29 protein-coding genes are annotated in these 26,250 nt (G+C 71.3%); 20 read left to right on the top strand and 9 right to left on the bottom strand.

All coding sequences use genetic code 11. The features are described 5' to 3' along the window. The first annotated feature begins 2 nt into the window (after positions 1-2). The 4 genes from IF00_RS0130595 (at position 3) to IF00_RS0130610 (ending at position 2,750) form a co-directional block, all read left to right on the top strand. Entirely contained in the window at positions 3-1,199 is a 1,197-nt protein-coding gene (locus IF00_RS0130595) for a PP2C family protein-serine/threonine phosphatase (RefSeq protein WP_030323631.1), read from the top strand. Positions 1,200-1,609: 410 nt separating this feature from the next. After that, positions 1,610-2,164 carry a DUF5994 family protein gene (locus IF00_RS0130600; RefSeq protein WP_030323633.1) on the top strand — a complete coding sequence of 185 codons (555 nt, stop codon included), beginning with the start codon at positions 1,610-1,612 and terminating at the stop codon, positions 2,162-2,164. Between the two features lie 4 nt (positions 2,165-2,168). Beyond that, a complete protein-coding gene (locus IF00_RS41660; RefSeq protein ID WP_037639349.1) occupies positions 2,169-2,378 on the top strand; it encodes a hypothetical protein in 210 nt (69 codons plus the stop codon). Between the two features lie 105 nt (positions 2,379-2,483). Beyond that, the gene (locus IF00_RS0130610; protein WP_030323634.1) at positions 2,484-2,750 is read left to right on the top strand and encodes a hypothetical protein; all 267 of its coding nucleotides are present in this window, start codon (positions 2,484-2,486) and stop codon (positions 2,748-2,750) included. A gap of 485 nt (positions 2,751-3,235) precedes the next feature. On the opposite strand, the gene IF00_RS0130620 is transcribed toward IF00_RS0130610, so the two are convergent. After that, on the bottom strand, positions 3,236-4,066 hold the full coding sequence (locus IF00_RS0130620) for a cysteine--tRNA ligase (RefSeq protein ID WP_030323640.1): 831 nt from the start codon (positions 4,064-4,066) through the stop codon (positions 3,236-3,238). A gap of 647 nt (positions 4,067-4,713) precedes the next feature. Between IF00_RS0130620 and IF00_RS0130625 the strand changes: the two genes are divergently transcribed. The 5 genes from IF00_RS0130625 (at position 4,714) to IF00_RS0130645 (ending at position 8,592) form a co-directional block, all read left to right on the top strand. Next, positions 4,714-4,917, top strand: coding sequence for a cold-shock protein (locus tag IF00_RS0130625; protein ID WP_030323642.1), 204 nt, complete (start codon positions 4,714-4,716; stop codon positions 4,915-4,917). A 248-nt stretch (positions 4,918-5,165) separates the two neighbouring features. Next, the gene (locus IF00_RS0130630) at positions 5,166-6,674 is read left to right on the top strand and encodes a DEAD/DEAH box helicase (protein ID WP_030323643.1); all 1,509 of its coding nucleotides are present in this window, start codon (positions 5,166-5,168) and stop codon (positions 6,672-6,674) included. Between the two features lie 46 nt (positions 6,675-6,720). Further along, a complete protein-coding gene (locus IF00_RS0130635) occupies positions 6,721-7,125 on the top strand; it encodes a CBS domain-containing protein (protein ID WP_078944903.1) in 405 nt (134 codons plus the stop codon). Between the two features lie 50 nt (positions 7,126-7,175). Then, positions 7,176-7,487 (top strand): SCO5918 family protein, encoded by a 312-nt coding sequence (locus IF00_RS0130640; protein ID WP_030323647.1) that lies wholly within the window; start codon positions 7,176-7,178, stop codon positions 7,485-7,487. 766 nt (positions 7,488-8,253) lie between these two features. Then, positions 8,254-8,592 (top strand): MerR family transcriptional regulator, encoded by a 339-nt coding sequence (locus tag IF00_RS0130645; RefSeq protein ID WP_030323649.1) that lies wholly within the window; start codon positions 8,254-8,256, stop codon positions 8,590-8,592. 274 nt (positions 8,593-8,866) lie between these two features. Here the strand turns inward: IF00_RS0130645 and IF00_RS0130650 are convergent, their stop codons facing one another. The 3 genes from IF00_RS0130650 to IF00_RS42880 form a co-directional block, all read right to left on the bottom strand. Continuing rightward, positions 8,867-10,141 (bottom strand): M23 family metallopeptidase, encoded by a 1,275-nt coding sequence (locus IF00_RS0130650; RefSeq protein ID WP_030323650.1) that lies wholly within the window; start codon positions 10,139-10,141, stop codon positions 8,867-8,869. A 305-nt stretch (positions 10,142-10,446) separates the two neighbouring features. Next, the gene (locus IF00_RS0130655; protein WP_030323652.1) at positions 10,447-11,238 is read right to left on the bottom strand and encodes a GNAT family N-acetyltransferase; all 792 of its coding nucleotides are present in this window, start codon (positions 11,236-11,238) and stop codon (positions 10,447-10,449) included. Between the two features lie 149 nt (positions 11,239-11,387). Further along, the gene (locus tag IF00_RS42880; RefSeq protein WP_209439812.1) at positions 11,388-13,988 is read right to left on the bottom strand and encodes a tetratricopeptide repeat protein; all 2,601 of its coding nucleotides are present in this window, start codon (positions 13,986-13,988) and stop codon (positions 11,388-11,390) included. Between the two features lie 500 nt (positions 13,989-14,488). Between IF00_RS42880 and IF00_RS0130670 the strand changes: the two genes are divergently transcribed. Both IF00_RS0130670 and IF00_RS0130675 read left to right on the top strand, forming a co-directional pair. Beyond that, entirely contained in the window at positions 14,489-15,433 is a 945-nt protein-coding gene (locus tag IF00_RS0130670) for an RNA polymerase sigma-70 factor (protein ID WP_030323656.1), read from the top strand. 81 nt (positions 15,434-15,514) lie between these two features. Beyond that, entirely contained in the window at positions 15,515-16,708 is a 1,194-nt protein-coding gene (locus IF00_RS0130675) for an NAD(P)/FAD-dependent oxidoreductase (protein WP_030323658.1), read from the top strand. Between the two features lie 63 nt (positions 16,709-16,771). Here IF00_RS0130675 and IF00_RS0130680 read toward each other — a convergent pair whose 3' ends face one another. Next, the gene (locus tag IF00_RS0130680) at positions 16,772-17,782 is read right to left on the bottom strand and encodes a helix-turn-helix transcriptional regulator (RefSeq protein ID WP_037639354.1); all 1,011 of its coding nucleotides are present in this window, start codon (positions 17,780-17,782) and stop codon (positions 16,772-16,774) included. 116 nt (positions 17,783-17,898) lie between these two features. On the opposite strand from IF00_RS0130680, the gene IF00_RS0130685 reads away from it, so the two are divergent. Beyond that, complete coding sequence (locus IF00_RS0130685; RefSeq protein WP_030323662.1) at positions 17,899-18,696, top strand: NIPSNAP family protein; 798 nt, start codon at positions 17,899-17,901, stop codon at positions 18,694-18,696. Between the two features lie 24 nt (positions 18,697-18,720). On the opposite strand, the gene sigJ is transcribed toward IF00_RS0130685, so the two are convergent. Then, positions 18,721-19,653 (bottom strand): RNA polymerase sigma factor SigJ, encoded by a 933-nt coding sequence (gene sigJ / locus IF00_RS0130690; protein WP_030323667.1) that lies wholly within the window; start codon positions 19,651-19,653, stop codon positions 18,721-18,723. Positions 19,654-19,803: 150 nt separating this feature from the next. Between sigJ and IF00_RS41665 the strand changes: the two genes are divergently transcribed. Next, the gene (locus IF00_RS41665) at positions 19,804-20,277 is read left to right on the top strand and encodes a hypothetical protein (RefSeq protein ID WP_425338349.1); all 474 of its coding nucleotides are present in this window, start codon (positions 19,804-19,806) and stop codon (positions 20,275-20,277) included. Here the strand turns inward: IF00_RS41665 and IF00_RS0130700 are convergent. After that, positions 20,256-20,867: a TetR/AcrR family transcriptional regulator gene (locus IF00_RS0130700; RefSeq protein WP_030323670.1), complete on the bottom strand. Its 612-nt coding sequence runs from the start codon at positions 20,865-20,867 to the stop codon at positions 20,256-20,258. The genes IF00_RS41665 and IF00_RS0130700 overlap by 22 nt on opposite strands. Before the next feature lie 69 nt (positions 20,868-20,936). Between IF00_RS0130700 and IF00_RS0130705 the strand changes: the two genes are divergently transcribed. The 5 genes from IF00_RS0130705 (at position 20,937) to IF00_RS0130725 (ending at position 24,043) form a co-directional block, all read left to right on the top strand. Further along, positions 20,937-21,818, top strand: coding sequence for an alpha/beta fold hydrolase (locus IF00_RS0130705; protein WP_030323672.1), 882 nt, complete (start codon positions 20,937-20,939; stop codon positions 21,816-21,818). 124 nt (positions 21,819-21,942) lie between these two features. Continuing rightward, entirely contained in the window at positions 21,943-22,353 is a 411-nt protein-coding gene (locus tag IF00_RS0130710) for a VOC family protein (protein ID WP_030323673.1), read from the top strand. 31 nt (positions 22,354-22,384) lie between these two features. Continuing rightward, positions 22,385-22,831, top strand: a complete 447-nt coding sequence (locus tag IF00_RS0130715) for a helix-turn-helix transcriptional regulator (RefSeq protein ID WP_030323674.1) — start codon at positions 22,385-22,387, stop codon at positions 22,829-22,831. Positions 22,832-22,836: 5 nt separating this feature from the next. Next, positions 22,837-23,466, top strand: coding sequence for a VOC family protein (locus tag IF00_RS0130720; RefSeq protein ID WP_030323675.1), 630 nt, complete (start codon positions 22,837-22,839; stop codon positions 23,464-23,466). Between the two features lie 79 nt (positions 23,467-23,545). Continuing rightward, entirely contained in the window at positions 23,546-24,043 is a 498-nt protein-coding gene (locus IF00_RS0130725; RefSeq protein WP_030323677.1) for an iron chaperone, read from the top strand. Between the two features lie 41 nt (positions 24,044-24,084). Here IF00_RS0130725 and IF00_RS0130730 read toward each other — a convergent pair whose 3' ends face one another. Next, on the bottom strand, positions 24,085-24,750 hold the full coding sequence (locus IF00_RS0130730; protein WP_030323680.1) for a DUF998 domain-containing protein: 666 nt from the start codon (positions 24,748-24,750) through the stop codon (positions 24,085-24,087). 441 nt (positions 24,751-25,191) lie between these two features. On the opposite strand from IF00_RS0130730, the gene IF00_RS0130735 reads away from it, so the two are divergent. After that, the gene (locus IF00_RS0130735; protein WP_015034705.1) at positions 25,192-25,395 is read left to right on the top strand and encodes a cold-shock protein; all 204 of its coding nucleotides are present in this window, start codon (positions 25,192-25,194) and stop codon (positions 25,393-25,395) included. 200 nt (positions 25,396-25,595) lie between these two features. Continuing rightward, positions 25,596-25,868 carry an SCO5918 family protein gene (locus tag IF00_RS0130740; RefSeq protein WP_030323683.1) on the top strand — a complete coding sequence of 91 codons (273 nt, stop codon included), beginning with the start codon at positions 25,596-25,598 and terminating at the stop codon, positions 25,866-25,868. A gap of 4 nt (positions 25,869-25,872) precedes the next feature. On the opposite strand, the gene IF00_RS0130745 is transcribed toward IF00_RS0130740, so the two are convergent. Continuing rightward, positions 25,873-26,232, bottom strand: a complete 360-nt coding sequence (locus IF00_RS0130745; protein ID WP_030323685.1) for a hypothetical protein — start codon at positions 26,230-26,232, stop codon at positions 25,873-25,875. Between the last annotated feature and the right edge of the window lie 18 nt (positions 26,233-26,250).

The following is a 26,250-nucleotide window of genomic DNA, read 5'->3' on the forward strand; positions in this document are numbered from 1 at the left end:
GGATGACAGTCGGATCGCCCGATCCTGATCGCTCGGAGAGCTTCGGAGAGGGGTTGCTGGGCGGGCTCCTGGACCGGGCCCATGAGCTGCCACCACATCTGGTCGGGCCGGTGCTCGCCGACACGGTGGCGCGGCTGGGCGGACGGGATCCTCAGATCCTGCTCCAGGACTACGGGCAGCAGCGGCTGGTCCCCCTGCCGGGCGAAGGGCTGGCGGGCGGGGACGCGCAGGTCATCGACGGCTCCGAGGCCGGCCGGTGTTTCCTCACCTCGCGCCCGGTCGAAATCGTGCTGGCCGGCGGCGTACGGGTCCTGCTGCCGTTGCTGGACGGGGGCGACCAGTCGGGCGTTCTGGCCGTCACGCTGAACGCCGTCGATGACGACGACCGCCGCCTGCTGCGCAGGATCGCCGGGCTGATCGCCGACATGATGCAGACCAAGAACGGCTACACCGACCTCTTCTTCCGCACCCGTCGCAGCGAACCGATGAGCGTCGCCGCCGAGATCCAGTGGTCGCTGCTGCCGCCCCTGTCGATGGTGACGCCGCGCGTCACCGTCGCCGGCGTCCTGGAGCCGGCTTACGACGTGGCGGGCGACAGCTTCGACTACGCACTGAACGGGGACACCTTCCACCTCGCCATGATCGACGCCATGGGTCACGGTCTGGACGCGGCCACGATGGCCACCGTGGCCATCGGCGCGTACCGGCACGCCCGCCGGATCAGCATCGAGCTGTCCGAGATCTACCTCTTCATGGACCGGGCCGTGGCCGAGCAGTTCGCACCCGACCACTTCGTGACCGCGCAGATGATGCGGCTGGACACGAACACCGGCCGCCTCCAGTGGGTCAACGCCGGGCACCCCGCCCCCCTTCTGATCCGCAGCCACCACGTCGTAGGCCGCCTGGACAGTCCCACGACCCTGCCCGTCGGCTTCGGAGGAGCACAGCCGCAGATCAGCGAAGTGATGCTCGACGCGGGGGATCGCGTCCTCTGCTTCACCGACGGGTTGATCGAGGAACACGAGAGCGGACAGGAGGAGTTCGGCGAGGACCAGCTGATCGACTGGGTGAACCGACTGGAGCGGGCGGACCGAGAGGTCCGCGCGGTGGTACGGGACCTCTCCCAGACCCTCAAGCGGGCACGGGGCAACGCCACTTCGGACGACGCCACGCTGGTCCTGGTCGAGTGGCGCGGGTGACGGAGGGGCGTGCCGTGAAGCGGCTCGGCGGCCTGGGTGACGTTACCGGCGCCGACCGCACGGGCCCAGGCGCCCCGTGCCGCGTCGGGTGTCATGGCAGGGGGCACCACCAGGAGGGCGAAGTGGTCGTTGTCGCCACGGGTGATGAGCCGCCGATGCCTGATGGCCGGCGGGACACCGGCGTGGTCACACCGCGCACCTCCGCGGGCCCGCGGTCATGCCCGCGGCCTTCGGCCGGGCGGCGCGCCCGGTGGGAAATGACCTGGTCAGAGTGGCTCGTCCGACCGCTGGGCGGAGTACGCTGAAAGTACCGGGAGTAACTCGAACACCCGCTCCCACGCGGACGTCGTTTCCGGCGATCAAGACACTGGGCCGCCCTGCAGGGGCGGCCCGGAGACGGGTCCGCGATCATGACCACCACCGTCGCACCCCTGCTTTCGGCGCGCCTTTCGCTGACGCCGAAGACCACCCTCGCCGGCCTCCTGGACGGTGCCTGGTGGCCTCGTTCGCATGACCTGGCCGTCGAACTTCCGCCTCTGGTCGACGCGCTGGAGGAGCACTTCGGACGCATCACGCGCGTCGCGGTGAACCCCACCCGCTGGCCCGTCGTCCCGCACAAGGTCGCCGTCACCGGGCACACCGTGCACGTCGGCTGGTTCACCGAACAGGATCCCGACAAGATGATCCTGCTCTCCTACACCGTCGGCCGCTGCGATCTCCTGGTGATCCCGCCCGAGACCGAACCCGCCGCAGCCGCCCGGCTCATGACCGCCGCCGCCCTCCCCGGCAGCGTCCTGGCCGCCGGCGCCCTGATGTCGGACGAGGCCGCGACCGGCCGCCGCCTGCGGGACGCCCGAAGCAGTGAGGACGCCTGGGACACCGACGGCGGGGCCGCCCCGGCGCCGCTGCGACACCCGCTCATCGGCGCGCGGATGATCCCCATGCCGAGGCACCTGCGGAGGTGACCCCATGGAAACCCTGATCACGATCGCCGTCATCGCCCTGCTGATCGCGCTCGGCACACGCCTCATCCACCGGCTCAACGCCCAGCACGACGAACGCATCGCAGCCCATCACTTCGGCGAACCCTTCCCGGCCATTCGCCGGCCGCCCGGCCACAGCCACCCCACGCCGACGGAACAGGCCGCCCGCCGCAAGGTGACGGGCACCTGGCCCTGACCACCCCGGACCATTCCTCCGACCGAAGGCCGCGGGTGGGGCACCCGACACCCGGGACAACCCACCCGCCGGCCTCTCGCCCGCCCTCCGAAGGGACCACGCGCCTTGTACTCCACCGACGCCGCGACCCTCCCGTCGACCGGACACGCCGAGATCCGTATCGTCGCCGCCACCCCCGAAGCCGCCCGCGCGGTCGCCCAAGTGATCCGATGCTCCTTCGCCGGCGCGGAACAGCGCAGCTATCCCCTGCCCGGAGGCGGCACACGGCTCCACCTCACCGTCGACACCGGATCCGCCGCGGAAGCCGCCCTCTCCTGGCTCGCCACCAGCAGACCGTCCTCTCGGACCGGCACCCACGTCGACGAGGTGTGAGGAGCGTCGGCCGTTCCTCACCCGCCGGGAAAGACACCGGTCATGGCGACACTCCGCGAGCGACTACCGCGACCGGGTCCTGACCGCCCTCTACGAAGCCACCGAAGGCAACCGTCTCCTCGGAGTCCCGGGGCGGAAGCCGCGCTACGACCTCCGCATCCCGGAGGACGACCTGGCCGCAGCCTGCACCTGTCTCGCCGGCGAGGACCTGATCGTCGTCGACCGGGAACCGGGCAACACCCCCGCGACGGTCTCCCTGACACACCAGGGAATCCGGCGTACGGAGGCCGAGGAGGAAGAACGCGGCTGAGCCGGACTGCCCACGGGCCTGCTCTCCCTCGCGGCCTGGCCTGTCCAGCCCGTAGTCGTATGATTGAAGTGGATCGAGCACTCTCACGTGCGACGATCCGGAAGGGCGGCCTCGGCGGAGTGAATGCGCTGGGGCCGTTGTGACGACCGCAGCCACGAGGCCCGCGCACGCGACGTCATGTCGCTGCCCGGTGCTGGTGGCCCACCTCGCGCGCGAGATCCAGCCCGAGGACGCGGTCGAGGAAGGCGAACGTCTCGAACTTGGCACCGGCCGGTACGTCGCCGCGCGTCGCCACGGTGGCCAGCAGGTCCAGGACAGCGGGGACGCCGAGATCATCGGCGAGCACCGCATGGGCGTGCCGCAGCACATCGGCGGGGATCGGCCCGGACGGCTCCTGTGCCCAGTCGGCTACCAGCTGCCGCCAGTCCCTCAACGTCCGCCGGGCTTCGTCGAACGCGGTACCGGTGACCGTGACCGGCACGCGGTGGGCATGGCCGAGCATCAGCATCCGCACAGCCAGAGGATCGGTCCCCTCGGGGACGACGGCGTCCAGGAACCCCGGGGCCAGGAGGTGAACCCGGTCCGGGACGCCGCTCTCCGGGGATGCCGGGCCGACCTGGCCCACATCGACGAGGACCCCGCCGACCCCTTCCTGTGCCGCGGTTCCGCACGCGTGGACGTGAACGTCCGCAGCGGCGCAGAGCGTCCCGTTCGGATGGTGAACACCGACGGTGTGGGGCGGATGGACGCCAAGAGCGGACAGGGCGCGATCAAGCGCCTCGGCCTGCTCGGGCGGCAGGTCCGGCACGGTACGGAACGTACGGGACTGCAGGCCGTGCAACTCCGCCGTGCGCGCCAGTACGTCACCGACCAGGAGCGCCCGCAGGTCCCCCAGGACGAACCCGACGTCGTCCGCCGGCAGGTGGACGCAGATGCTCAGCAGATGACGGCGTACGGAGGGAATCTCCACGAGGTGGCCGGTACGGGTGTCGACGATACGCAGCATGATGCGGAGGCTAGCCATGGAAGCCGCCGGCACCGGGGAGGACCTGACCGGGCGCCGGACATCGGCAGGCCATCGGGCGGAAACGTGCCCCATTCGTGCCCTCAGCGGCGGACGACAGCGGTCGACAGGGGCGTGCCGGAGCCCTCGCCACAAGTCGCCGCTCAGATGCCTTCGGGAGCGGGGGGCTTGACGGCGACCTGTTGTCGCTCGCCCGCGGCCATGGCGACCGGGGCGAGGCAGGCCGGGCATCGTGCCCGGCGAGCCGACGGACCTCGGCACGAGTTCGCCGCACGGAACCCTCGTCCGGGCCGGACGCCGCAGCCGGTCGACCGCCCCGCCTCCCGAACGCCGCATTCGGAGGAATGAATACCTGTGTTCGCGAGCTGAGATTTTAACGGTCACCGCAGAGAGAGTTTTTGCCGGCGACACACAGGGGGAAATATTCGACGGCACACGGGCTGCGGTGACGTGCTACTGTCGAATCAGTTGCAGTTTTGGTACCCAAAAACTTCAGGCGCCTCCCGTCGGCCCGCGTGCCGCATCGGAAGCGCTTTGTATTTCCGGTCATTTTCCGGGCAGGGCATCATCGCGGCGACACGGAGTCCGTACGGTACGGACTCCGTCGTACTGCCCCAAGGAGATATGACATGGCTACTGGCACCGTGAAGTGGTTCAACGCGGAAAAGGGTTTCGGCTTCATCGAGCAGGACGGTGGCGGCCCTGACGTGTTCGCCCACTTCTCGAACATCGCCGCCCAGGGCTTCCGCGAGCTCCAGGAGGGCCAGAAGGTCTCCTTCGACATCGCGCAGGGCCAGAAGGGCCCCACGGCCGAGAACATCGTTTCCGCCTGACGCTGACGCGTAATACGTAGCTGGGGCCCGCATCCCTCGGGGTGCGGGCCCCAGCTGCATGCATTTCGCAGGGCTTCCATATGCACCTGCATCTCTCGCATTTCTTTCGCCCGCCTGCGCCGACAATTCCCTTGTCCTGAGCCGGGCCGCTTGCTTTCGCATCTCATTCGGCCCGTGCCTGTGATTCCCAACGCTGTTCATCCGCCGCCGGAATTCCTCGATACGCGCCGTATCAAGGAAGGTTCTGCATGAACCCCACACGCACGAACGGCCGTTCCGCCCGCACCCGCCGCAACGGCGGCCACGCGTACGACCCCTCCGCCGGAGCCGGCCGCGGTCGACCCGGTTCGTCCACCGCGAGCCGATCGGGAGGCCCGAGCCGGTCGGGCGGATACGGCAGGCGCCCCGCCGCCGTGCAGGGGGAGTTCGCCCTGCCGAAGACGATCACTCCGGCGCTGCCCGCCGTCGAGACCTTCGCCGACCTGGCCCTGGACCGACGCCTCCTGGCCGCGCTCACCGCACAGGGCGTGTCCGTCCCGTTCCCCATCCAGGGCGCGACCCTGCCGAACTCCCTGGCGGGCCGCGATGTCCTGGGCCGCGGCCGGACCGGCTCCGGCAAGACCCTCGCCTTCGGCCTGGCCCTGCTGGCCCGCACCGCAGGACAGCTCGCCGAGCCCCGTCAGCCGCTGGCACTGATCCTCGTCCCCACCCGGGAACTCGCCCAGCAGGTCACCGACGCGCTCACGCCCTACGCCCGCGCCGTGCAGCTGCGCCTGGCCACCGTCGTCGGCGGAATGCCGATCGGTCGGCAGGCGAACGCTCTGCGAAGCGGCGCCGAAGTCGTCGTGGCCACCCCCGGCCGCCTCAAGGACCTCATCGACCGCGGCGACTGCCGGCTGAACCAGGTCTCGATCACCGTCCTCGACGAGGCCGACCAGATGGCCGACATGGGCTTCATGCCCCAGGTCACCGCGCTCCTCAACCAGGTCCGCCCCGAGGGCCAGCGCATGCTGTTCTCCGCGACCCTGGACCGCAACGTCGACCTCCTGGTCCGCCGCTACCTCACCGACCCCGTCGTCCACTCCGTGGACCCCTCACAGGGCGCGGTCACCACGATGGAGCACCACGTCCTGCACGTGCACGGCGCTGACAAGCAGCGGCTGACGACCGAGATCGCGGCGCGCGACGGCCGGGTGATCATGTTCCTGGACACCAAGCACGCCGTGGACCGCCTCACCGAGGACCTCCTCCACTGTGGTGTCCGGGCCGCCGCCCTGCACGGCGGGAAGTCGCAGCCGCAGCGCACCCGCACCCTCGCCCGGTTCAAGTCCGGGCATGTCACCGTCCTGGTCGCGACGAACGTCGCGGCGCGCGGCATCCACGTCGACAACCTCGACCTCGTCGTCAACGTGGACCCGCCGACCGACCACAAGGACTACCTCCACCGCGGCGGCCGGACCGCCCGGGCCGGCGAGTCCGGCAGCGTCGTCACCCTCGTCACCGCCAACCAGCGCCGCGACATGACTCGCCTCATGGCGGCCGCCGGCATCGTGCCCGAGACCACCCAGGTCCGCTCCGGCGAGGAGGCGCTGCACCGGATCACGGGCGCGCGGACCCCTTCCGGCATCCCCGTGACGATCACCGCGCCGCCGGCCGAGCAGCGCAAACGCGGCTCGGCCTCCCGCGGTCGGCGCGGGCCCGCCTCGGCCGCGAGGCGCGCCGGCGGACGGCGTTCCGCCGGCGACGTGGCGGCCTGAGCCGTACGTGATCCGGAAGCCGACCCATCTCCGCAGGAGGCACGTTGTGACGCTGGTCCAGATGCAGCCCCGCCCGACGCACCCCGCCCCCGCGCACCTGACGGCGGCCGACGCCGTGGACACGGCCGGACCACAGGTCTGCGACGACATGACCGTCGAGGTGGCCCTCTCGCTCATGGCCGGAGCCCGCACCGGGCACTTGCTCATCTGCGACAACGACGGCCTGTGCACCGGGCTGGTCACCCGGGCCCAGCTCACCACCGTCCGCGACAGCCCCGCCTACACGGACCGGCTCCAGCTGCGCGACCTCTCCGGCGACGGCGGGCCGCTCACCTCGGCCACCGCCCGGACGATCGGGCGGGCCGGCGGTCCCCGGGTCGTCGCCTCGTCCGGCGGTGGCGAACAGGACGGCACTCCGGGCGCCCTCGCGGCCGCCCTCGTCCTCGCGTGAACCGCCTCACCACGGCGGAACCATTCCCCTTCCTCTCCCTGTGAGGCATCGTGCGCTGTGTCATCGCCCGCTTCCCCTTCGACCTCACCAAGAGCGGCGTCCTGGACTCCATGAAGGGCGTCAAGCCCGAGGAGGTCGTCGGCGAGTCCGTGATCATCGGCCGCCGCACCTACCCCGTCAAGCAGGTCGGCCAGGTCATCACCCGCCAGGACCGTCGCGACTTCAGCGCGGGTGAAGTCATCCGCGCCATGACCAAGCTCGGCTTCACCTGCCGCGACCTCCCCCGGAACCCCGCGCCCACCCGCGCCCCCGACGCGATCCAGCACGCCTCCGCGATGCTCGGCACCCCGACGGCGGCCTGACCGTGACCCACGGGCGAACGTGAGCTGACACCCGAACAGCCAAGAGGGCCCGACCGGCACCCGCCGGTCGGGCCCTTTCGCGTATCTGTGGGCAGTCTTCCCGGACGGAGGTCAACCTGACGGCGGCCGCCCCGCGGCCCTCCACGTCGCCGTTCGAGGCGGATTACCTGCTCAGCCGACACACAAAAATCTATGTCGGCCAGAGTAGACATTGAGCACTGGCCTAGTTATGGTTTCTCTCGTAGCCCAGAGAGACAAAAGGGCCTGGCAGAGACGAACTGCCGGCCGGAAGTACAGCTAGTCGCAGTGAGCAGGACGGTTCGGCAGCGGAGTTTCGAAGCCAGGGCATGCGCAGGACGGCGACGGGACTGGCGGCCGGACCGGGGGGCCCGCAGTGATCAGGGGCCGCCGCCGCGAGCGGGACCGCGGTCATGGCAGGTGCGGTGCCCGTGAGTGCAGTACGCAGTAACCGCAGTACGCAGTTCCCCGCAGTAAGCAGTCGATCACCGAGGAAGAACGGAGGAACCCGCGCCATCAGGATCGCCCGGGCGTACGTCTGAGCCCGGGTACCGCAGGACATCGATAGTGAGGTGGTCTCCGGTCAAGCAACCGCGATCCCCGCGGCCCCGACAGCAACCAGGTCGGGCGCGCGGACACAGAAGGCCGGCGCAGTATCAGGGCCGGCAGGTGGTGTAGAAGTTCCTTCGGGGCCCTGGTGCCAGTACTGGCACCAGGGCCCCTCAACGCGTTTCCCAGAGAGGTGCAAATGACAGCAGACGACTCGTACGGCCGTCTCGACGACGACGACTACCCCGCCTACACGATGGGCCGGGCCGCCGAGATGCTCGGCACCACACAGGGCTTCCTGCGCGCCATCGGCGAGGCCCGCCTGATCACCCCGCTGCGCTCGGAGGGCGGCCACCGCCGCTACTCCCGCTACCAGTTGCGCATCGCCGCACGCGCCCGCGAACTCGTCGACCAGGGCACACCGATCGAGGCCGCCTGCCGCATCATCGTCCTTGAGGACCAGCTCGAAGAGGCCCAGCGCATCAACGCCGAATACCGCCGCGCCGCCGCATCCGACGCGCCACCAGACTCTGCTTGAGGTGAGTCCGCCCACCGTCGGCGTCGACTTCGCTCGCACAGCGGTCAGCGAGGGCCCTGCGAAGCATCCGGGACGAGGTCGTCCGCGCAGGTTTCTGCCAGGTCGGGAGCGCCATGCGCAGGTCCGCGTACCGGGTGATTCCCGAGCTCATGGCGCGGGTTCGATTCCCGTCATCCGCTCGTGCAAGAAGGCCCAGGTCGGAGACCTGGGCCTTCTTCGTCGTCCAGAGAGCCGCCCGCGGATCACGCCGGCGGTCGGCCCGACCGGAATCCGGTCAGAACTTCAGCACCTCGCGGTCCAGGGGATACCGCGCACGGTGAGGCCCGTCGTACGGCGAGGGTGTGATCGGGAGGACGCCGGTCGGCTGCAGGCCCAGGTTGTCGTCCCAGAGCCTGGGGACGACATGCCCGAGGACGCGGAACTTCCGGAAGGTGAACGGAGGGCTGTCCGTCGGGAAGAACTCGGGCGTGGTCATCACCTGGAAGTGCAGGTGCGGCGTGGTGGAGTTGCCGCTGTTGCCGATGAGGCCGAGGACCCGGCCGGGTTCGACGTGGTCGCCCTCCCGGACCTTGAGCGAGCCGGGCTTCAGGTGGGCGTAGAGCAGATAGCGGCCCGGCGCGACCTCCAGGGTGACGTGGTTGCCGACGGTCTCGTCGATCGGCGGGACCGGCGGCGTGACAGGCGGCGTGTTGTCCGGGATCCCGTCCTGGACCTCCACCACTCGGCCGCCGGCCGAGGCCACCACCGGCTGCCGGTAGCTCAGGTAGCTGGAGAGCTGTGCGGGGTCGCCCTCCCAGGTCTGTCCCTGCTCGCCGACCCGGTACCAGTCGATCGCGAAGCGCTGCGGCACGTAGAAGCGACCGTTGATCGGGCCGAGGCCGCGCCGGTGGTGGGTGTTGCCGCAGCACGACTCGCTGGAGTACCAGGTGCCGGGGCGGACCGGCGGGTCGAGGTTCAACGGAGCGGTGCGGGAGGTCGGGGTGACCTGCACCGTCTCCTCGAACGCGGAAGGGCCGCCGGGGGTCAGGACGGCGCCCGACAGGCGGTGTTCGAGGGCCTCGGGCACCCGCTGGCCGCGATCGAGGGTCAGGTCGAGCCAGACGATCCACTGCTGGGAGCCCGGGATGACGGTCGGCGTCGGACCGGGGGGCGCCGGGGTGTACCCGTCCGCACCCGGCAGCGGGTCGCCCACCGGGTTGGCTGCGTCGGCCAGCGCCTGTCCGCTCAGCGAGCCGATGACCCGCTTGGTGCGGGCGTCTCGGACATCGACACGATCGAGCCGCACCGGCGTGGTGCTGGAGAGTGCGTTCGTGGTGAGCAGTTCGTACGAGAGGTGCGTCTTGCCGTCCGTGGCGTCGAACGGTGCCGGCTTCGTCATCACGGCCGCCGTCAACGGCGTGAACTGCGGGCCGGGCGCCGGAGCGGTCGTGCCGGTCCCGTATCCGGGCGCCGTCGAGGCCACCAGCATGCCGGCTGCGAGTACGGCAGCGGCGAGCCCGCGAAGGAGCGGGCTGCGGCCGGTGCGGTTGCGAGGGTCGCGCTCTGCCATGGTGCTCTTCCAGTCGTCGGGTCCGGGGCCGTGAAGGGCACCGGCACGCCCCGCGCCGAGGCGCAGGCCCATGTAATCCGGCGCCGCGCCGCTCCGGGCGGACGGCGCCGGGGCAGGTGCCGAACTACACCCGTCCAGCCGCATCGGCCCCCGAGCGTCGCCTCGCGGCGGCTTCGGGCCGTCGTCGAGCGCCGGTTCGTCGCGGCCGACGCGGTGGAGCCGGGCCGGGGCACAGGCCCGACCCCACCCCGGACGGACCACCGTCCCGGACTGCCCCCAGCTGCGCCCCGGCGGTCCCGAAGGCTCTATCGCGACGGTGCCACAGGAACGGAGGCCCACCAGGTCGAGGGCGCCGCGACGGAGTAACCCAGAGACTCGTACAGCGGCCTGCCCAGCTTCGAAGCGGTGAGAGTGACCGGCAGGTCCGTCAGATGGGCGAGGGCGCCGAGCATGACGGCCCGGCCGACGCCACGCGACCGGAAGGCCGACGACGTGGCGACCCAGTAGTGGCTGCCGGCGCCGTCGTCCACGACGCTGACGCAGGCTCCCGCGGCCACGCCGTCGTGCGAGGCGACGAACACGTCCACGCCCGGCTGCCCGAGCAGCGTCATCGGGAACAGCTCGCCGGGGCGGTAGGGCTCGAAGCCGGCCAGCTCGAAGCCCTCGATCACGATCTGCTCGGCCGCCTGGAGGTCCTCGGGCCGCCGCACCCGGATCACGTCCAGCGCCGGTTCGCCGACGGGCCCGGGCGGGCGGAGCATGACCGGCATCTGCCAGCTGCGCATGCCCAGGTGGCTCAGGTCGGTCGAGCTGAACGGATCCTCGGCGTTCACGGGGCCCGAGGCCCGGCGCACCAGCTCGCCCACCTCGGCCCGTTCGCCCGGGTCGAGGTCGGACTCCTGGATCAGGACCCGCAGGCCGGCGCGCTCGCCGCCGTCGACCGCGACGAATCCGCGGCGCCGGACGACCTCATGCCCCCGGCTTCGGCCGGTCGCGATCCAGAAGGCGGCGGAGTTACGGGCCTGACGCATCGGCGCCTCGGCCAAGGCCACGGACGCGGACGCGGGCCCGCCGGTCGAAGTGGATCTTGTTGTCATTACGCCTACGGTAGTGGGCAGTCGACCCCTCACACAGGCCAATTCCGTGCCATCCGACTGGGCCACCTTCGGATGACACAGGAGCACGGGCAGCCGACGGGGACGGCCGACGCGGCAGGGACCCGGGGCTTCGTCGTTGTCCGGACCTCCTAAGGAGCCGCACTCCACGGTGCCGACATCTCACCGTCCGGCTCCCACCCGTACCGTCGCATCCGCTGCGCGGCAGACGTGCGGCCTGCCTTCTCCAGCACCTCCGCGTACTGGCGCCAGGCATACAGGTCGCCGGTCCGCGAAGCGTGGCGGAGCCAGTCCAGGGCCTCGTCCGTGCGCCCCGCGTCATGGAGCAGTTCGGCCACGACGGAGCGCTGATCCGGATAGCCGTCCGCGGCATGGCGGTCCGCGCATGATCTCAGCCGGACGAAGGACTCGTCCGGGCCCATGAGCGCCGTCAACAGACGAGCGGTCTCTCGCAGGGCGCCCAGATCCCCTTCCTCGGCTGCCCGCTGGTACCAGGTGACAGCCTCCGACACCCTGCCCAGCTGTTCGTGCAGAGCGGCGACGTGCGCCGCCGCGCCTCTCCGGCCGTCGGCTGCCTCCCGCTCGTACAACGCGAGCGCTTCCTCCGGACGGCCCTCCTTCCTCAGCGCCTCGGCAGCACGCACGCCCTCCCGGCGCCCTCCCCCGGCGATCTCCTCCGCCCCGTCCAACACCGCGGCCATCCAGCTCCGAGCCTCCTGGTCCTCTTCTCCCGGGACGAGAAGACCCCGCAAGCCGGATCGGAGTGCCGCGTCCTGGGCCAGGTGGTCGAGCAACGCGCTCCACGCCCAGGGAAGCCTCACGTCTGCCTTCCTGTTGCCCTCTTCCCATACCCGCGGCAGCAGCCAGGACAGCACGGTGGCGCCGCTGTCGCCCCGCTCCCGCATGAGGGAGACCGTCTCGATCACGGCGTACCCGCCGCGGCCCTCGGCCTCCTGCCGGTAACAGGCGAGCGCCTCCTCCGTACGGGCCGTCGACTTCAGCAGGTCGGCCAGCGTTCCGAACGCGCCGTAGACGCCCGCATCGGCCGCTCGCCTGAGGCAGGCCTCCGCTTCCCGGCGATCCTCGGCCTTCAGCAGAAGCATGCCGGCGTAGAGCCAGTTGCCGGAACACCCCGCCTCGGCAGCTCTCTTGTGCCAGGCGATGGCCGTGACCGGCTGGTGAGTTTGCTCCATGATCCCGGCAACCTGGCTCATGGCCTCGGGGTCTCCCCCTTCGGCGAGAGGCAGACACCACAGCAGTGCCTCGTCGTACCTTCCCTCTGCCTCCAGCATGCGGGACGCCGCGGTGGCGGCGCCCGCCACCCCCGCCGCGGCCGCGGCCCTGAGCAGGTGCACCGCGATCCGCAGATGCCCTCTTTCCCACGCCGACTCGGCCAGGGCGATCAGGGACTCTCGTGCCGCGTAGTCGCCCAGGGTGTCCCACAGGCCTCCCGGTGGGGCCTTTCCGTTTCGCTTCTCCCTGCCGTGCTGATCCAGGTAGTCCGCGAGTCTGACCTTGTCCGTCGTGATGCGGGGAGCGGCAGGTACGCGAAGGGTGACGGGCGTGAGGGGTCCGCGGACACCGCGCCACGAGATGCTCAGTTCCGCGAGAGCGTGCTCGATGTCCCCGTCCTCAACCGCCTCGTCCTGATGAGCGGTCAGGTAGAAGCGGACGGACGCCTCCAGCAGCACCTTGGGGAGAGCTACGCCGTGCCCGAGACGGCGGGCGTCCATGGCCGACTCGATCAGTGCCCTCTCCAGGGCCGTGGCGGTCTCGTACCGGCCGACAAGTGCGCGGCCACCGGCGAGGTACTGGGTGATCTGCCCTTCCTCACCGCGCTCCAGGGCCTCTTGGAGTCGGGGATCCGTCGCGGCCAGGCGTCGCAGCTCCGGCATGTCCGGTCCCTCGAAGGAATCCGGCACGCGGCAGTGCTTGCCGGCGAGCAGGGCACGTGCCCGCGCATGCGGGTCCCTGAGGTCACCTTTCCCGCGCGGCCTGACCAGGCCCCACCACTCGTCGGGCCAGGTCGTACCGAGGACGAGCAGCGGGCTCCGTCGCGGGTCGTTGAGCACCTCGTGCAGCCGGGCGGCTGCCTGCTCACCCCGGTCGTCGCCCACGTAGCGGTGGATCTCGTCGAGCCACAGGACGGTGCGGGGAGCGGCGTCGTCCAGCAGGGCGATCAGGGCCTCGGCGGGGTTCGGTACGAGGGGATGCGCGAGCCGCCAGTCCGAGGGAAGCAGGTTGAGCGCCTCCCAACACGCCCTCGTCTTCCCCGTGGAGGAATTGCCGACGAGGACGGCGATGGCACTGGTCGGCTCCCCTGCGCCCTGCCGCGTGACACCCTCCACCACTGCGGAGAGCCGCCGGTCGTGCTCCCGTTCGACATAGGGAGGCAGCAGCGGCAGCTCGGCCTCTGCGCACCCTCCGTCGATGGCCTCGTGCACCTCCAGGGCGAACGGATCACTGAACTCACGAACAGGCCGCCCCGGGCCGGTCGATGCCGCACGGGGTGCCCGTATCGGCTGCGCCCTCTCCAACAGGTCCCGCCAGGAGCGTTCATCGGGTTTCTCGCCCGCCCAGGCGCTCCACAGGCGTACCAGCGCCAGAACGTCGTCGCTGCTCCCGTCACTGGGGACCTGGGGATCTCTTTCACCCCGGGTGGGCACCCAGGCGCTGATCCGCTGACCCTCGATCCTTCTGCCGTACGGGGGCTTGGCGAGTGCCTGGCTCACCCTCCTCCGTGAGTACCGGTCGCCGGCCCGGCTGAGCACGCCCGCCGCTCGTCGCTCCAGAGCGCGCAACCGCTCGTACAGTTCGCGGGACTCCTGAGACCGCAACAGCACTCCCTCTCTCTGCCCGCAGCGGGCACAACGGGCAACGCGCCGACCGGCAGCGTAGAACGAATTCGCCCGGTGTTCCCGCTCCTTCGGGGCTTCTGCCCCACCACGCAGAAGACTCGGGACGACAGCTCGGAGCAGCACCGGGCGCGACCGATGAAGGGGCCTCGATGGAGAAGACGACTCGGCGGAAGCGACAGCACACCACCCGCCTCTGGGGACGCACCGTCCTCTTCCATGCCGTCCGTGGGGCTGCCACCGCGACGGGCTCGGCCGTCGTCACGTGCGGCCTGATGTGGTGGCGGAGCCGGTGAACCGGCAGCAGCGATCCGAGGGGAGGGGTGCCTCGCGAGACGTCCTGGACGCGGCCCGTGTGCGGGCCCGATCATGGGGGGATGTCGCTCCGCATGTACGAGGCCGATCTGTTCGAGGGTTCCCGGGGTCGCCTGGAGGCGATCGCCTATCGCATGCTCGGGTCCGCGGGTGATGCCGAGGACGCCGTGCAGGAGACGTATCTGCGGTGGCACGCGGCGGACCGGGAGCGGATCGAGACGCCCGAGGCGTGGCTGACGAAGGTGCTCACCAATCTCTGCCTCAACCAGCTCACCTCCGCACGGGTCCGGCGGGAGACCTACGTCGGACAGTGGCTGCCGGAGCCGGTGCTCGCCGGCGACCGGATGCTCGGGCCGGCCGACACCGCCGAGCAGCGCGAGTCGGTCTCCCTCGCGATGCTCACCCTGATGGAACGGCTCTCGCCCAACGAGCGCGCGGTGTACGTGCTGCGCGAGGCCTTCGGGTACGCGCACCGTGAGATCGCGGAGATCCTCGACCTCACCGAGTCGAACTGCCAGCAGATCCACCGGCGCGCGAAGCAGCACCTCGCCACCGACCGGGCCCGTACCGAGATCGACACGATCGCCGCGCGGAAGGTCGTCGAGGAGTTTCTCGCCGCGGCCCTCAGCGGCGACACCGAGCCGCTGATCCGGCTCCTCACCGACGACGCGGTCGGCGTGGCCGACGGCGGCGCCAAGGTTCCGGCCCGCAGGTCCCCGGTCATCGGCGCGCTCGGCATCGCGCGCTACCTGCGGGGGCTGTTCCGGCCGAGCGCCCACAAGCGGACCCTCGTCGGCGGCGACCCCGAGCTCCACGCCGCCGTCGTCAACGGCGCTCCCGCCGTGCTGGTCTCGGTCGGTGAGCGGATCGCCGGGGTCATCTGTCTCGACGCGACGTCGGACGGTGTCGTCGCGGTCCGTCTCCAGGTCAACCCCGACAAGCTGGGGCGCATCGCCCGCCAGTGGGCGGCCTCCGGCCCCCATCAGCCGCTCAGGGAGATGTGGTGACCCACGTCACATTCGATTCCTGTCAGGGATCGCGTGGCTGTCCGGTTCAGGAGGTGAGTCCAACCGGATAGGGAGCCAGCCATGAAGCACCGCATCGTTGTCCTCGGAGCCGGATACGCCGGAGCGATCGCCGCCGGTCGCCTCGCCAAGCGACTGCACCGAGACGACGTCGAGATCACCCTCGTCAACGCCGAGTCCGAGTTCGTCGAGCGGGTCCGTCTGCACCAGCTCGCCAGCGGACAGGATCTGCCGAGCCGCCCGCTGCGCGACGTGTTCGCGGGAACGGGCGTGGAGCTCCGGCCCGCGTGGGTGACCGCCGTCGACACGGACCGCAGGACCGTCGAACTCGACGGCGAGCACGGCGCCGAGACCCTCGGCTACGACACCCTCGTGTACGCCCTGGGCAGCACCGCCGGCTCCCTCGACGTCCCCGGTGTCGCCGAGCACGCCCACGGCGTCGCCGGGAAGCGGGACGCGCTGCGCCTGCGGGCGCGCCTCGGCGAGCTGGAGCCGGGCGGGACCGTGCTGATCGTCGGCGGCGGCCTCACCGGCATCGAGGCGGCCACCGAGATCGCCGAGGCCCGCCCTGACCTGAAGGTCGCCCTCGCCGCCCGCGGCGGTGTCGGCGGCTGGCTCAGCGACAAGGCCCGGCGCCACCTGCGGACCGTCTTCGACCGGCTCGGCATCACGGTCCACGAGGGCGCCGACATCGCCCGCGTCGAGGCGCACCGTGTCGTCACCGGTGAAGGGCAGGAGATCCCGGCCCAGTTGACCGTGTGGACCGCGGGCTTCGCCGTCCACCCGATCGCCGCCGCCACGACCCTGGAGGTGTCCGACACCGGACGGATCGTCGTCGACGCCACCATGCGCTCGGTCTCCCACCCCGACGTGTACGCCGTCGGTGACGCCGCGCTCGCCGAAGGTCCGGGCGGCAGGCCGCTGCGGATGTCCTGCGCCACGGCGAGCCCCATGGCGTGGCAGGCCGCCGACTCGCTCGCCGCGCGTCTGACCGGCCGCAAGGTTCCCGAGAACTCGATCGGCTACGCCGCGCAGTGCATCAGCCTCGGGCGCCGCGACGCCATCTTCCAGAAGGTGACCCACGAGGACGAGGTCACGTCCAAGGTCGTCACGGGCCGGGCCGGCGCCCGTATCAAGGAGTTCATCTGCGCGGGCGCGGCATGGAGCATCTCCCACCCGACGATGATGATGCCGAGCCGTCGTCGCCGCCTCACGGCGACCACCCAGCCGGCCGCGCCCCGTCTCGCCACCCGGTGAGGCGGCGCGCGACACGGCCGGCGGCGCACCGCCTGGGCACAGGGTGAAAGGGCGGTGCGCCGTTCAGGGCCGTACGGGCGTCCGGAAGCCCGGTCCGTCGGCGCCGTAGGTCCGGGCGAGCGCACGGACCGTGTCCGCCATCGCCCGGCGCAGTTCCTCCGGCGCGACGACCTCGACGTCCGTGCCGAGTCGCAGCAGCTCCCCGCAGGCGTGCCCGGTGCTCTCCGTCGGGATGACGGCCTCGATCCATCCGTCGCCGCCCGCCACCTCGATCGCGGTGGCCTCGCAGGCCCGCGCCACCTCGGGCGGAACGTTGTCGGCCAGCCGCTCCCGCCCCCTCGGGGACAGCCGGATCGTGGCAGTGCCCGTGTGGCGTCGTGCCGCGAAGTCGTCGAGGTACGACGACCAGTACGCGTCCAGGGCGAAGTCCTCCGGCCGGTCGAAACGTTCGTCCCTCACCGCCGCGTCCAGGATCCGGGCGATCCGGAAGGTGGTGGCCCTGCCGTCGACCCCGGCCACCAGGTACCAGGTGCCCGACTTGAGGACCAGGCCGTAGGGGTGCAGCCGCCGGTCCACCTCCTGTGGTTCGCGCCAGCGGCGGTAGCGCACGTCCACCGCGCGCCGGCCGAACACCGCGTCCACCAGGAGCGGCAGATGCGGGGTCTCCTCGGCCTCCCGGTACCAGCCCGGAGCGTCCAGGTGGAACACCGCGTCGGTGCGCGTCGCCTCCTCCCGCAGGGCGGCCGGGAGGGCCGCGAGCAACTTCAGTCTCGCCGCCGCCACTTCCGCCGCGAGCCCCAGGTCGGCGGCGGGCGCGGGCAGCCCCGCGAGGAACAGCACCCTGGCCTCGCTCTCGCTCAGCCCGGTGAGGTGCGTGCGGTAGCCGTCGAGCAGTCGATAGCCGCCGGTACGGCCCTGCTCGGCGTAGACCGGGACCCCGGCGGCCTGCAGCCGGTCGAGATCGCGGTACGCGGTCCGTACGGAGACCCCCAGCTCGGCGGCGAGACGTCGAGCCGGCATCCGGCCCCGGGTCTGGAGCAGCAACATCATCGACAGCAACCGGTCCGCGGACATACGGGGATTCTGCTCCGGACGCCGGCAACACGCGGCGAAAACACTGACAGGCGGTGGCACGCCTCGGCTCTAGCGTCGGCCCCGTCCGCCGAGGAACCCCCACCCAGGAGTCCGTCGTGCCCCGCACTCCCCGTACCGCCCCCGTCAGCCGGCCCGCCGTGATCGAGCTTCGCCGGTACACCCTGCTCCCCGGCCGGCGGGACGAGCTCATCGAGCTGTTCGACCGCGAGTTCGTCGAGGCCCAGGAGGCGACCGGGATGATCGTCCTCGGCCAGTTCCGGGACCTCGACGATCCCGACCGCTTCGTCTGGTTGCGCGGCTTCGCGGACATGGAGACCCGGCGTGAGGCCCTCTCCGCCTTCTACGGCGGGCCGGTCTGGGCCACGCACGGCCCCCGGGCCAACGCCACCATGGCCGATTCCGACGACGTCCTGCTGCTGCGGCCCCTGCCGGCCGGCACCGCCGCACCGGATGGGGCCGCCGCACCGGGCAGAGCCTCCGCTTCGGACCGGGCCGCCTCGCCGGACCGCGCCTCCGCACCTGGCCGGGCACCCACGCCGAACCGGTTCGTGGCCGTCGCCCTGTGGCACTTCCCGCCGGGCGACGCGGACGGCCCCGCGCTGATCCACGACCGGCTCGTCCCCGTATTGCGGGAGACGGGGCCCACGCCCCTCGCCGTACTCGTCACCGAGCCGGCCGACAACACGTTCCCCCGGCTCCCCGTCCGCACCGGAGAGAACGTGGTCGCCGTCGTCACCTCGTACCCGGACGAGCAGGCGCACCGTCGCCACCTCGCCGGCACGACGGACCACCCCCTCGTACGGGACGAGATCCGGCCGGCCGTCGAGCGGGCGCAGTCGGCGGCTCCTCTTCTTCTCCGCCTGACGCCGACGGCCCGCTCGCTCGTCCGCTGAGGGACGGGGCCGCGCCCACCCGCCTCATTCCGTCCAGGGCTGGAGCTTCTCCGGGTTGCGGACCGCCCAGATGTGCGTGATCCGGTCGTCCGCGAGGGCGAACGCCGCCACCGTCACGGTCGTGCCGCCGCGGCGGGCCACCAGACCGGGGCGGCCGTTGACCGAGGTGACCTGGAGCGTCATGCCGGGGGCCATGTCGCCGATCGCGACGATGTAGCGGGCGATCTCCGCGGCACCGGTGATCGGGCGGAGCGCCGCGCCGACCAGGCCGCCGCCGTCGACGACCACCGTGGCGTCGGGGTTGAGCAGGTCGACGAGGGCCGCGATGTCCTGGGCCTCCCACGCCTGCTTGAAGTCCTTGATGACACGCGCCTGCAGGCCGGTCGGCGGCTCCGGCGCCCGGGCCGCCCGGACGCGCCGCCGGGCCGACGAGGCCAGCTGCCGGCATGCGGCGGGTGTGCGGCCGACGATCGTGGCCAACTCGGTGAAGGGGTAACGGAAGACGTCGTGCAGGATGAACGCGACCCGCTCGGCCGGGGTCATGGATTCGAGGACGACGAGGAAGGCCATGTCGACCGACTCGTCGAGGGCGATCCGTTCGGCGGGGTCGGTCCCGCCGTCGCCCGGCCGGCCGTTCAGCCACTCCGTCGTCTCGGGCAGCGGCTCCGGGATCCACTCGCCCACGTAGCGCTCGCGCCGCGCCCGCGCCGAGCCGAGGACGTCCAGGCAGATACGGCCGACCACCGTCGTCAGCCAGGCTCCGGGCGCCTCGACGGCCTCCTGCTGCGGGCCCGACATCGCGTACCAGCGGGCGAAGGCCTCCTGAACGGCGTCCTCCGCCTCGGCCAGGGACCCGAGCAGCCGGTAGGCGACATTGATCAACTGCCGGTACTCGCCCTCGGGTCGGGCGGCCGCGGGCGCGGGCCCGCGTTCCGGTTCCGTACGGCTGCCGTTCATGGTGGTCGTGTCCCCCTTCGTTCGATCCGCGCTCGCCGTGATCGGTGAGACGCGCATCACTCCGTGACTCCGGTGCAGCGCCTCACATTCTCGCGGGCTGCGTCGTCGGACTGTCGAGAGAGCGACCGGCAGCGGAAGGACGGGATCATCATGGTCACGCGGACGACAGCGGAGACGGCGTCGATGACGACGACGGACACGGCATCGGCGGTGGCGGGGCGGCGCGGCGGCCGGTTCGCGGGGTTCGTGCGCGTCTCGATCGGCCTGCAGACGGCGAGCATCCTCTTCCAGGCCGTCACGGCCGGAACGGCGCTGACCTCACAGGTCGGATCGACCCTGCACGACCTCGGGTCCAAGGGCACGTACGCGATGTCGATGCTGTACCTGCTCGCCGCGATCCTGGCGTGGCGGCCGGGCGGCGGCCCGGCCCGGCCGGCCCTCTACGCGACCGGTTTCCTGCTCCTCGGGAGCATTCAGGTGGTGATGGGTGTCCAGCACGTGATGGGCGTTCATGTTCCCCTGGGTGTACTGATGTTCGGCCTCAGCCTGCTGGATCTGGGGCGGGTCGTTCTCCAGCGGGCACGCCCGGCGGCGGAGGCCGCCTACGCGAACTCCCCCTCCTGAGAAAGGGCCGCACGCACGATGGCCGCGGCCGCACGCGCCGCGGCCGTCACCGGATCGGTGCTGCGTGCGGCGCGGCCCAGCATGAACGCGCCCTCCAGCAGGGCGATCACCGAGCTCGCGGTCTCGTGCGCGACGGGCTCGGCGATCCCTCCGGCCCGGTAGAAGGCGGCGAGTCCGTCCGTCCAGCTCGCGAACACCTCGGCCGTGGCGACCCGCAGCGGTTCATGGGTACTGGCCACCTCCAGCGCGACGGTGGCGATCGGGCACGGGTCCGCGAAGTCGAGCTCGCGCAGGGTCTCCGCCGCGGCGATGAACGCGTCGCCGGTGACGGCGGCCATGTCCACGTCCTCGGGGACGCTGGAGGTCGGGAAGAGTCCGGCGATCAGTTCCAGGTAGGCCGCGCCCGACGTTCGGACCACCTCCTCGCCGAGCTGTGCCTTGCCCCCGGGAAAGAAGTGGTACGCCGAGCCGTACGGGGCGTCCGCCGCCGCGACGATCTGTTTCATGCCGCTGGCCGCGTAGCCCTGGCGCCGGAAAAGCTCGGTCGCGGCGGTGACGATGCGCTGCCTGGTGTCGCCCGTGGTCCTCACACTCGCTAGTCTCTCACTAGATCGGTCTATCTAGTGAGCCGGTCTCCGTATCGAGCCGGGGGTCGTCCGTTGTCCGAGATCGAGCTGAGCGCAGGCGTCATCGACTACACCGACACGGGCGAGGACGGGGGCGGCGGCGCGGGCAAGGACGTCGTGGTGCTCGTCCACGGACTCGGCTTCGACGAGTCGGTCTGGGACGCGGTCGTCGAGGAGCTGCGCGGGGACTTCCGCGTCCTGGTGCCCGTGCTGCCGATCGGCAGCCACCGCAGGCCGATGCGGCCGGAAGCGGACCTGTCGGCGCACGGAGTCGCCGCGATCCTGGCCGAGTTCCTGGAACGCCTCGACCTGCACGACGTCACCCTCGTCCAGAACGACGCCGGCACGGCGCAGCTCCTCGTGGGCGTGCGCGACGAGCGCGTCGGCCGCCTGGTGCTCACCTCGTGCGAGGCGCTGGACAACTACCCGCCCGGCATCCAGGGCAGAACCCTGCACGCGGCGAGCCGCGTACCGGGCGGCCTCTTCCTGCTGCTGCAGTCCTTCCGGGTCCCCTTCCTCGTCCGGATGAGGACCTCGCTGGGCGGGATGGCGAAGCGGCCGATCCCGTACGCGCTGGTCCGCCGCTGGTACCGGCCCCTGCTCACCCGGAGCGCGATCCGCCGGGACCTCGCCGTGTTCTGCCGCAGCACCGAGAAGGACACGTATCTCAAGGCGGCCGAGAAACTGCGGGAGTTCGACCGGCCGGCGCTGGTCGCCTGGGGAGCCGAGGACCGCATGATGCCCGCCGCCACGGGGCGTCGACTCGCCGAACTGCTGCCGCGGGGGCGCTATGTGGAGATCCCCGGGGCGGGCACGCTCGTCCAGCTGGACAACCCCGGCGCCCTCTGCGCGGAGCTGCGTGCCTTCATCCGGGAGACTCCGATCGGGGAAGGACCTGTCGGGGAAGCAGGCTGAGCCCCCTCACCGCACGGACCGCCTTCGGCTGCCCGTACCGGAGCGACCGGCTCACGAAGGCCTTACGGCCACATTCGTCAGGAATCGAGAAGCGGGGGCGCACGCGCACAACTAGCTTGTGGGCATGGACATCACCATTCACACCACCGTCCTCCCGCACGAGGACCCCGACGCCTCCCTCGCCTTCTACCGCGACGCCCTCGGCTTCGAGGTGCGCAGCGACGTCGGCCAGGGCAGGACCCGCTGGATCACCGTCGGACCCGTCGGACAGCCCGGTACGTCGATCCTCCTCGCGCCGCCCGGCGCCGACCCCGGGGTCACCGAGGCCGAGCGGCGGACCATCGCCGAGATGATGGCCAAGGGCACCTACGGCTGGATCCTGCTCGCCACCCCCGACCTCGACGCCACCTTCGAGAAGGTGCAGGCCGGGGACGTCGAGGTGGTCCAGGAGCCGACCGACCAGCCGTACGGCGTGCGGGACTGCGCCTTCCGCGATCCCGCGGGCAACCTCGTCCGCGTCCAGCAACTGCGCTGAAAGGATTCCCCTCATGTGTCATCCTGCGTGGATGAGCGCACTGACCGAGGCGCAGCGCCTGAGTGATCTGGCGCGGTTGCGCCGCGTTCGCGACCGGATCGACCGCGAGTACGCCCAGCCGCTGGACGTCGAGGCGCTCGCCCGCGGGGTGAACATGTCGGCCGGGCACCTCAGCCGCCAGTTCAAGCAGGCGTACGGCGAGGCCCCGTACTCGTACCTCATGACGCGACGCATCGAGCGCGCCATGGCGCTGCTCCAGCGCGGCGAGCTCAGTGTCACCGACGTCTGCTTCACGGTCGGCTGCTCCTCACTCGGCACCTTCAGCACCCGGTTCACCGAGCTCGTCGGCGTGGCGCCCAGCGTGTACAAGCGCCAGGTCGCCGACGGCGAGGCGGGGCTGCCCTCGTGCGTCGCGAAGCAGGTCACCCGACCGGTCAGGAATCGAGAAGCACCGGTGGTCACCCCCCAACTAGCGTGATTCTCATGAACGCCATCGCCTCCATCACCCTCGAGGTGGCCGACCTCCCGGCCGCCGACCGCTTCTACACCGCCTCCGGTCTCGGCGCGCATGTGCGCCTGCGGGCCTCCGACGCGCCGAGCACCGGCTTCCGCGGCTTCTCGCTCTCCCTCACGGTGGACCGGCCGGCCGACGTCCGGCACTTCGTCGACGCGGCCCTCGCCGCCGGCGCCACCTCGCTCAAGCCCGCCTCGAAGTCCTTCTGGGGCTACGGCGGCGTCTTCCAGGCCCCGGACGGGACCATCTGGAAGGTCGCGACCTCGAACAAGAAGGACGCCGGACCGGCCACCGGCCGCGTCGAATCCTTCGTCGTCCTGGTCGGAGCCGCGGACGTCGCCGCCAGCAAGGCGTTCTACGTCGAGCACGGCCTCACCGTCGGGAAGAGCTTCGGCCGCAAGTACGTCGAGTTCGCCGCCGCCGAGGGCAGCCCGGTCAAGCTCGCCCTGTACGGGCGCCGCGCCCTCGCGAAGGACGTCGGCGTGGCCGTGGACGGCGAGGGATCCCACCGGATCGTGCTCGGAGGCGAGGGCACCGGCGCCTTCACCGACCCGGACGGGTTCACCTGGGAGCCCGCGTCCGTGGCCGCCGCGTCCTGACCCGTACCCCCTGGACCCACCCCCGTACACCCCTCCCTCGTACCCGTATCCCCAGCCAGCCTTGTGAGAGGAACCCGTCATGTCGAACACGCGGTCGTCCGCCAAGAGCACCAGCACCGGCACCACCGCCGAGGGCAAGAGCGGCGCGAAGTACGACGGCTTCACCGAGGAAGAGCGCGACGCGATGAAGGAGCGCGCCTCGGAGCTCAAGAGCACCGCCCGGCGCGGCTCGCGCTCGGCCAAGCCCGACGGGGAGGCCGACGTCCTGGCGAAGATCGCCGAGATGACGGACACCGACCGGGTCCTCGCCGAGAAGATCCACGCGATCGTCAAGGAGCACGCGCCCGGCCTTGCGTCGAAGACCTGGTACGGGATGCCCGCCTACGCCAAGGACGGCAAGGTCGTCTGCTTCTTCCAGAGCGCGCAGAAGTTCAAGAGCCGCTACGCCACGCTCGGCTTCAGCGACCTCGCTCAGCTCGACGAGGGCACCCTGTGGGCGACCAGCTACGCCCTGACCGAGCTCACCGTCGCCGACGAGACCCGGATCGCCGCACTCATCGCGCGGGCCGCCGGCTGACACCTCCGGCGCGGCCGGTGGAGACTGCCCGGCGCGTCCGGTCAGCGGCTGGGCGTCGAGGTGGCGCGCAGGCGGTACGCGGCCGCCGCCAGCCAGCACAGGCCCAGGGCCGCACCGGCCGTGAACGCCGTCACCGTGACGGCGGAGGCCGCGAAGCCGGCGAGTACCAGGGCCGGGGCGATACGGGAGGTCAGCGCCCGGACACGGTCGCCGCGGGCGCTGAACGTGCGGGCCAGGACCAGGAAGGCCGCGCACAGGGCGAGGTAGCCGGCCATGCCGGTGAGCATGTGGACGGCGCCGTGCGTGCTGAGCGCGGGCGTCTCGGGGGCGCCCGCGGGGAATCCGGCGCCGGCGTCGGCGGGGAACACCGCGGCGGCCGCGAACGAGGCGCCGAAGACGCCGGTCAGCACCGGGACCCAGGTGGCGCCCGGGCCGCCGGCCAGCGCGCGGCGCAGGCCGATCGCGCCGGCGCCGATCAGGACGGCGGCCAGCAGGAAGTTCGCCGTCTGGACCCATCCCGCGTCGCCCAGGGCGAGCTGGCTGATCGCGTTGCGGCCGAAGGAGAAGCCGTCCCGCGTCAGCCCCTGGGCCAGGCCCACGGCGAGGAACAGCGGGCCCCCGACGATCCCGCCGAGCAGCAGGCGCCGGGCGTTTGCTCCGGGGGTGGAACGGGCGGCGCGGGCAGGGGTGTTGAGCGTGGCGGTCATGACGGGCCCTCCTCGGGCGGGGGAGTCGGTCGCTCTGTCGTCACCTGTACGACCGGCCCGGGGACAGCCGGTCATCGACCGGACGGTGTGACCTGGGCCACACCCTCGACGCCTCCCCGGACGCCCCGCGGCCCGCGCTCCACGCGGGCCCATTTCCGAGATCGCCCCGTGAGAATTCGCAGCTACGCGCGGTGAAAATTTGTCATGTAAACACACGGGATGCGACAGGGGGAAATCTTCACCCCGCACGCTCCGCCCCATCGTGCTACTGTCGATATCAGTTGCAGTTGTGGGTCCCGAACGTACGAGTGCCCTTCCGGTTTTTCCGGCGCTGGGCACCCTTTTTCATTTCCGGGCTTTTTTCCGGACGGGGCGATCATCGCGGCGACACGGAGCACACACTGTGTGCGCTCCGAGCACTGCCCCGAAGGAGAATTTGGTATGGCGACTGGCACCGTGAAGTGGTTCAACTCGGAAAAGGGCTTCGGCTTCATCGAGCAGGACGGCGGCGGCCCCGACGTCTTCGCCCACTACTCGAACATCGCCGCCTCCGGCTTCCGTGAGCTGCAGGAAGGCCAGAAGGTGAGCTTCGACATCGCGCAGGGCCAGAAGGGCCCGACCGCCGAGAACATCGTCCCCGCCTGACACCCGGCGCCGACGCGTAGCACAAGCTGACGAGCTGAGGCCCGCACCTTTGGGGTGCGGGCCTCAGCTCTTTGCAACCCAGAGAACCTCAGTACCGTGCAGTACCTCGTAGAACCGCTTCGTACCCTTCAGTACCCCTCATCGGCTGCGGGAATTTCCTGGCCGGCCCCCTTCTGGACCACTTCTCCGCAGGAGTCACCATGCGCTGTGTCATCGCCCGCTTCCCGTTCGAGCTGACCAAAGCCGGCGTGATCGAATCCATGAAGGGCGTCAAGCCCGAGCCCGCCATCGGTGACGTCGTCGTCATCGGGCGACGCCAGTACCCCGTGAAGCAGGTCGGCGAGGTCGTCACCCGCCAGGACCGCCGCGACTTCAGCGTCGGCGAGGTCGTGCGGGCCATGACGAAGCTCGGCTTCACCTGCCTCACGGTCACGGCCGAGGAGCAGGCCTCGCCCTCCGAGACGACCTTCTGATCGGTCAGTGGTCGAAGTAGCTGAAGTCGCCCACCGTCCAGGCGCTGACGTCCTCGAGGGCGACACGGTACATGCCGCCGGTCTCCGGGATGCCCACCGTGCCCTGGAGGATCCGGGCGAGGTGGAAGTGCAGGTGGGTGGGTGGCCCGTCCGCGCGTTCGGAGGGGCTGAAGACGGCGGAGAACTCTCCCAGGCGGGCGGAGTCCGTCAGGACTTCGGACACTCGCTGGCGCCACAGGGCTTCCGGGGCCAGTCGACCGGTGAGGACCACACCCCCCACGACCACCGTCATGGACATCTGATTGCTCTGCCCGGACTCCACCGTGGCGGCAATGTCAACGAGCAGCTCGTCAGGCTTCGACATGGAAGTCCATTCTAGGCG

Origin of the sequence: Streptomyces flavochromogenes (genome assembly GCF_000717595.1) — a bacterium.
Lineage (GTDB): Bacteria > Actinomycetota > Actinomycetes > Streptomycetales > Streptomycetaceae > Streptomyces > Streptomyces flavochromogenes.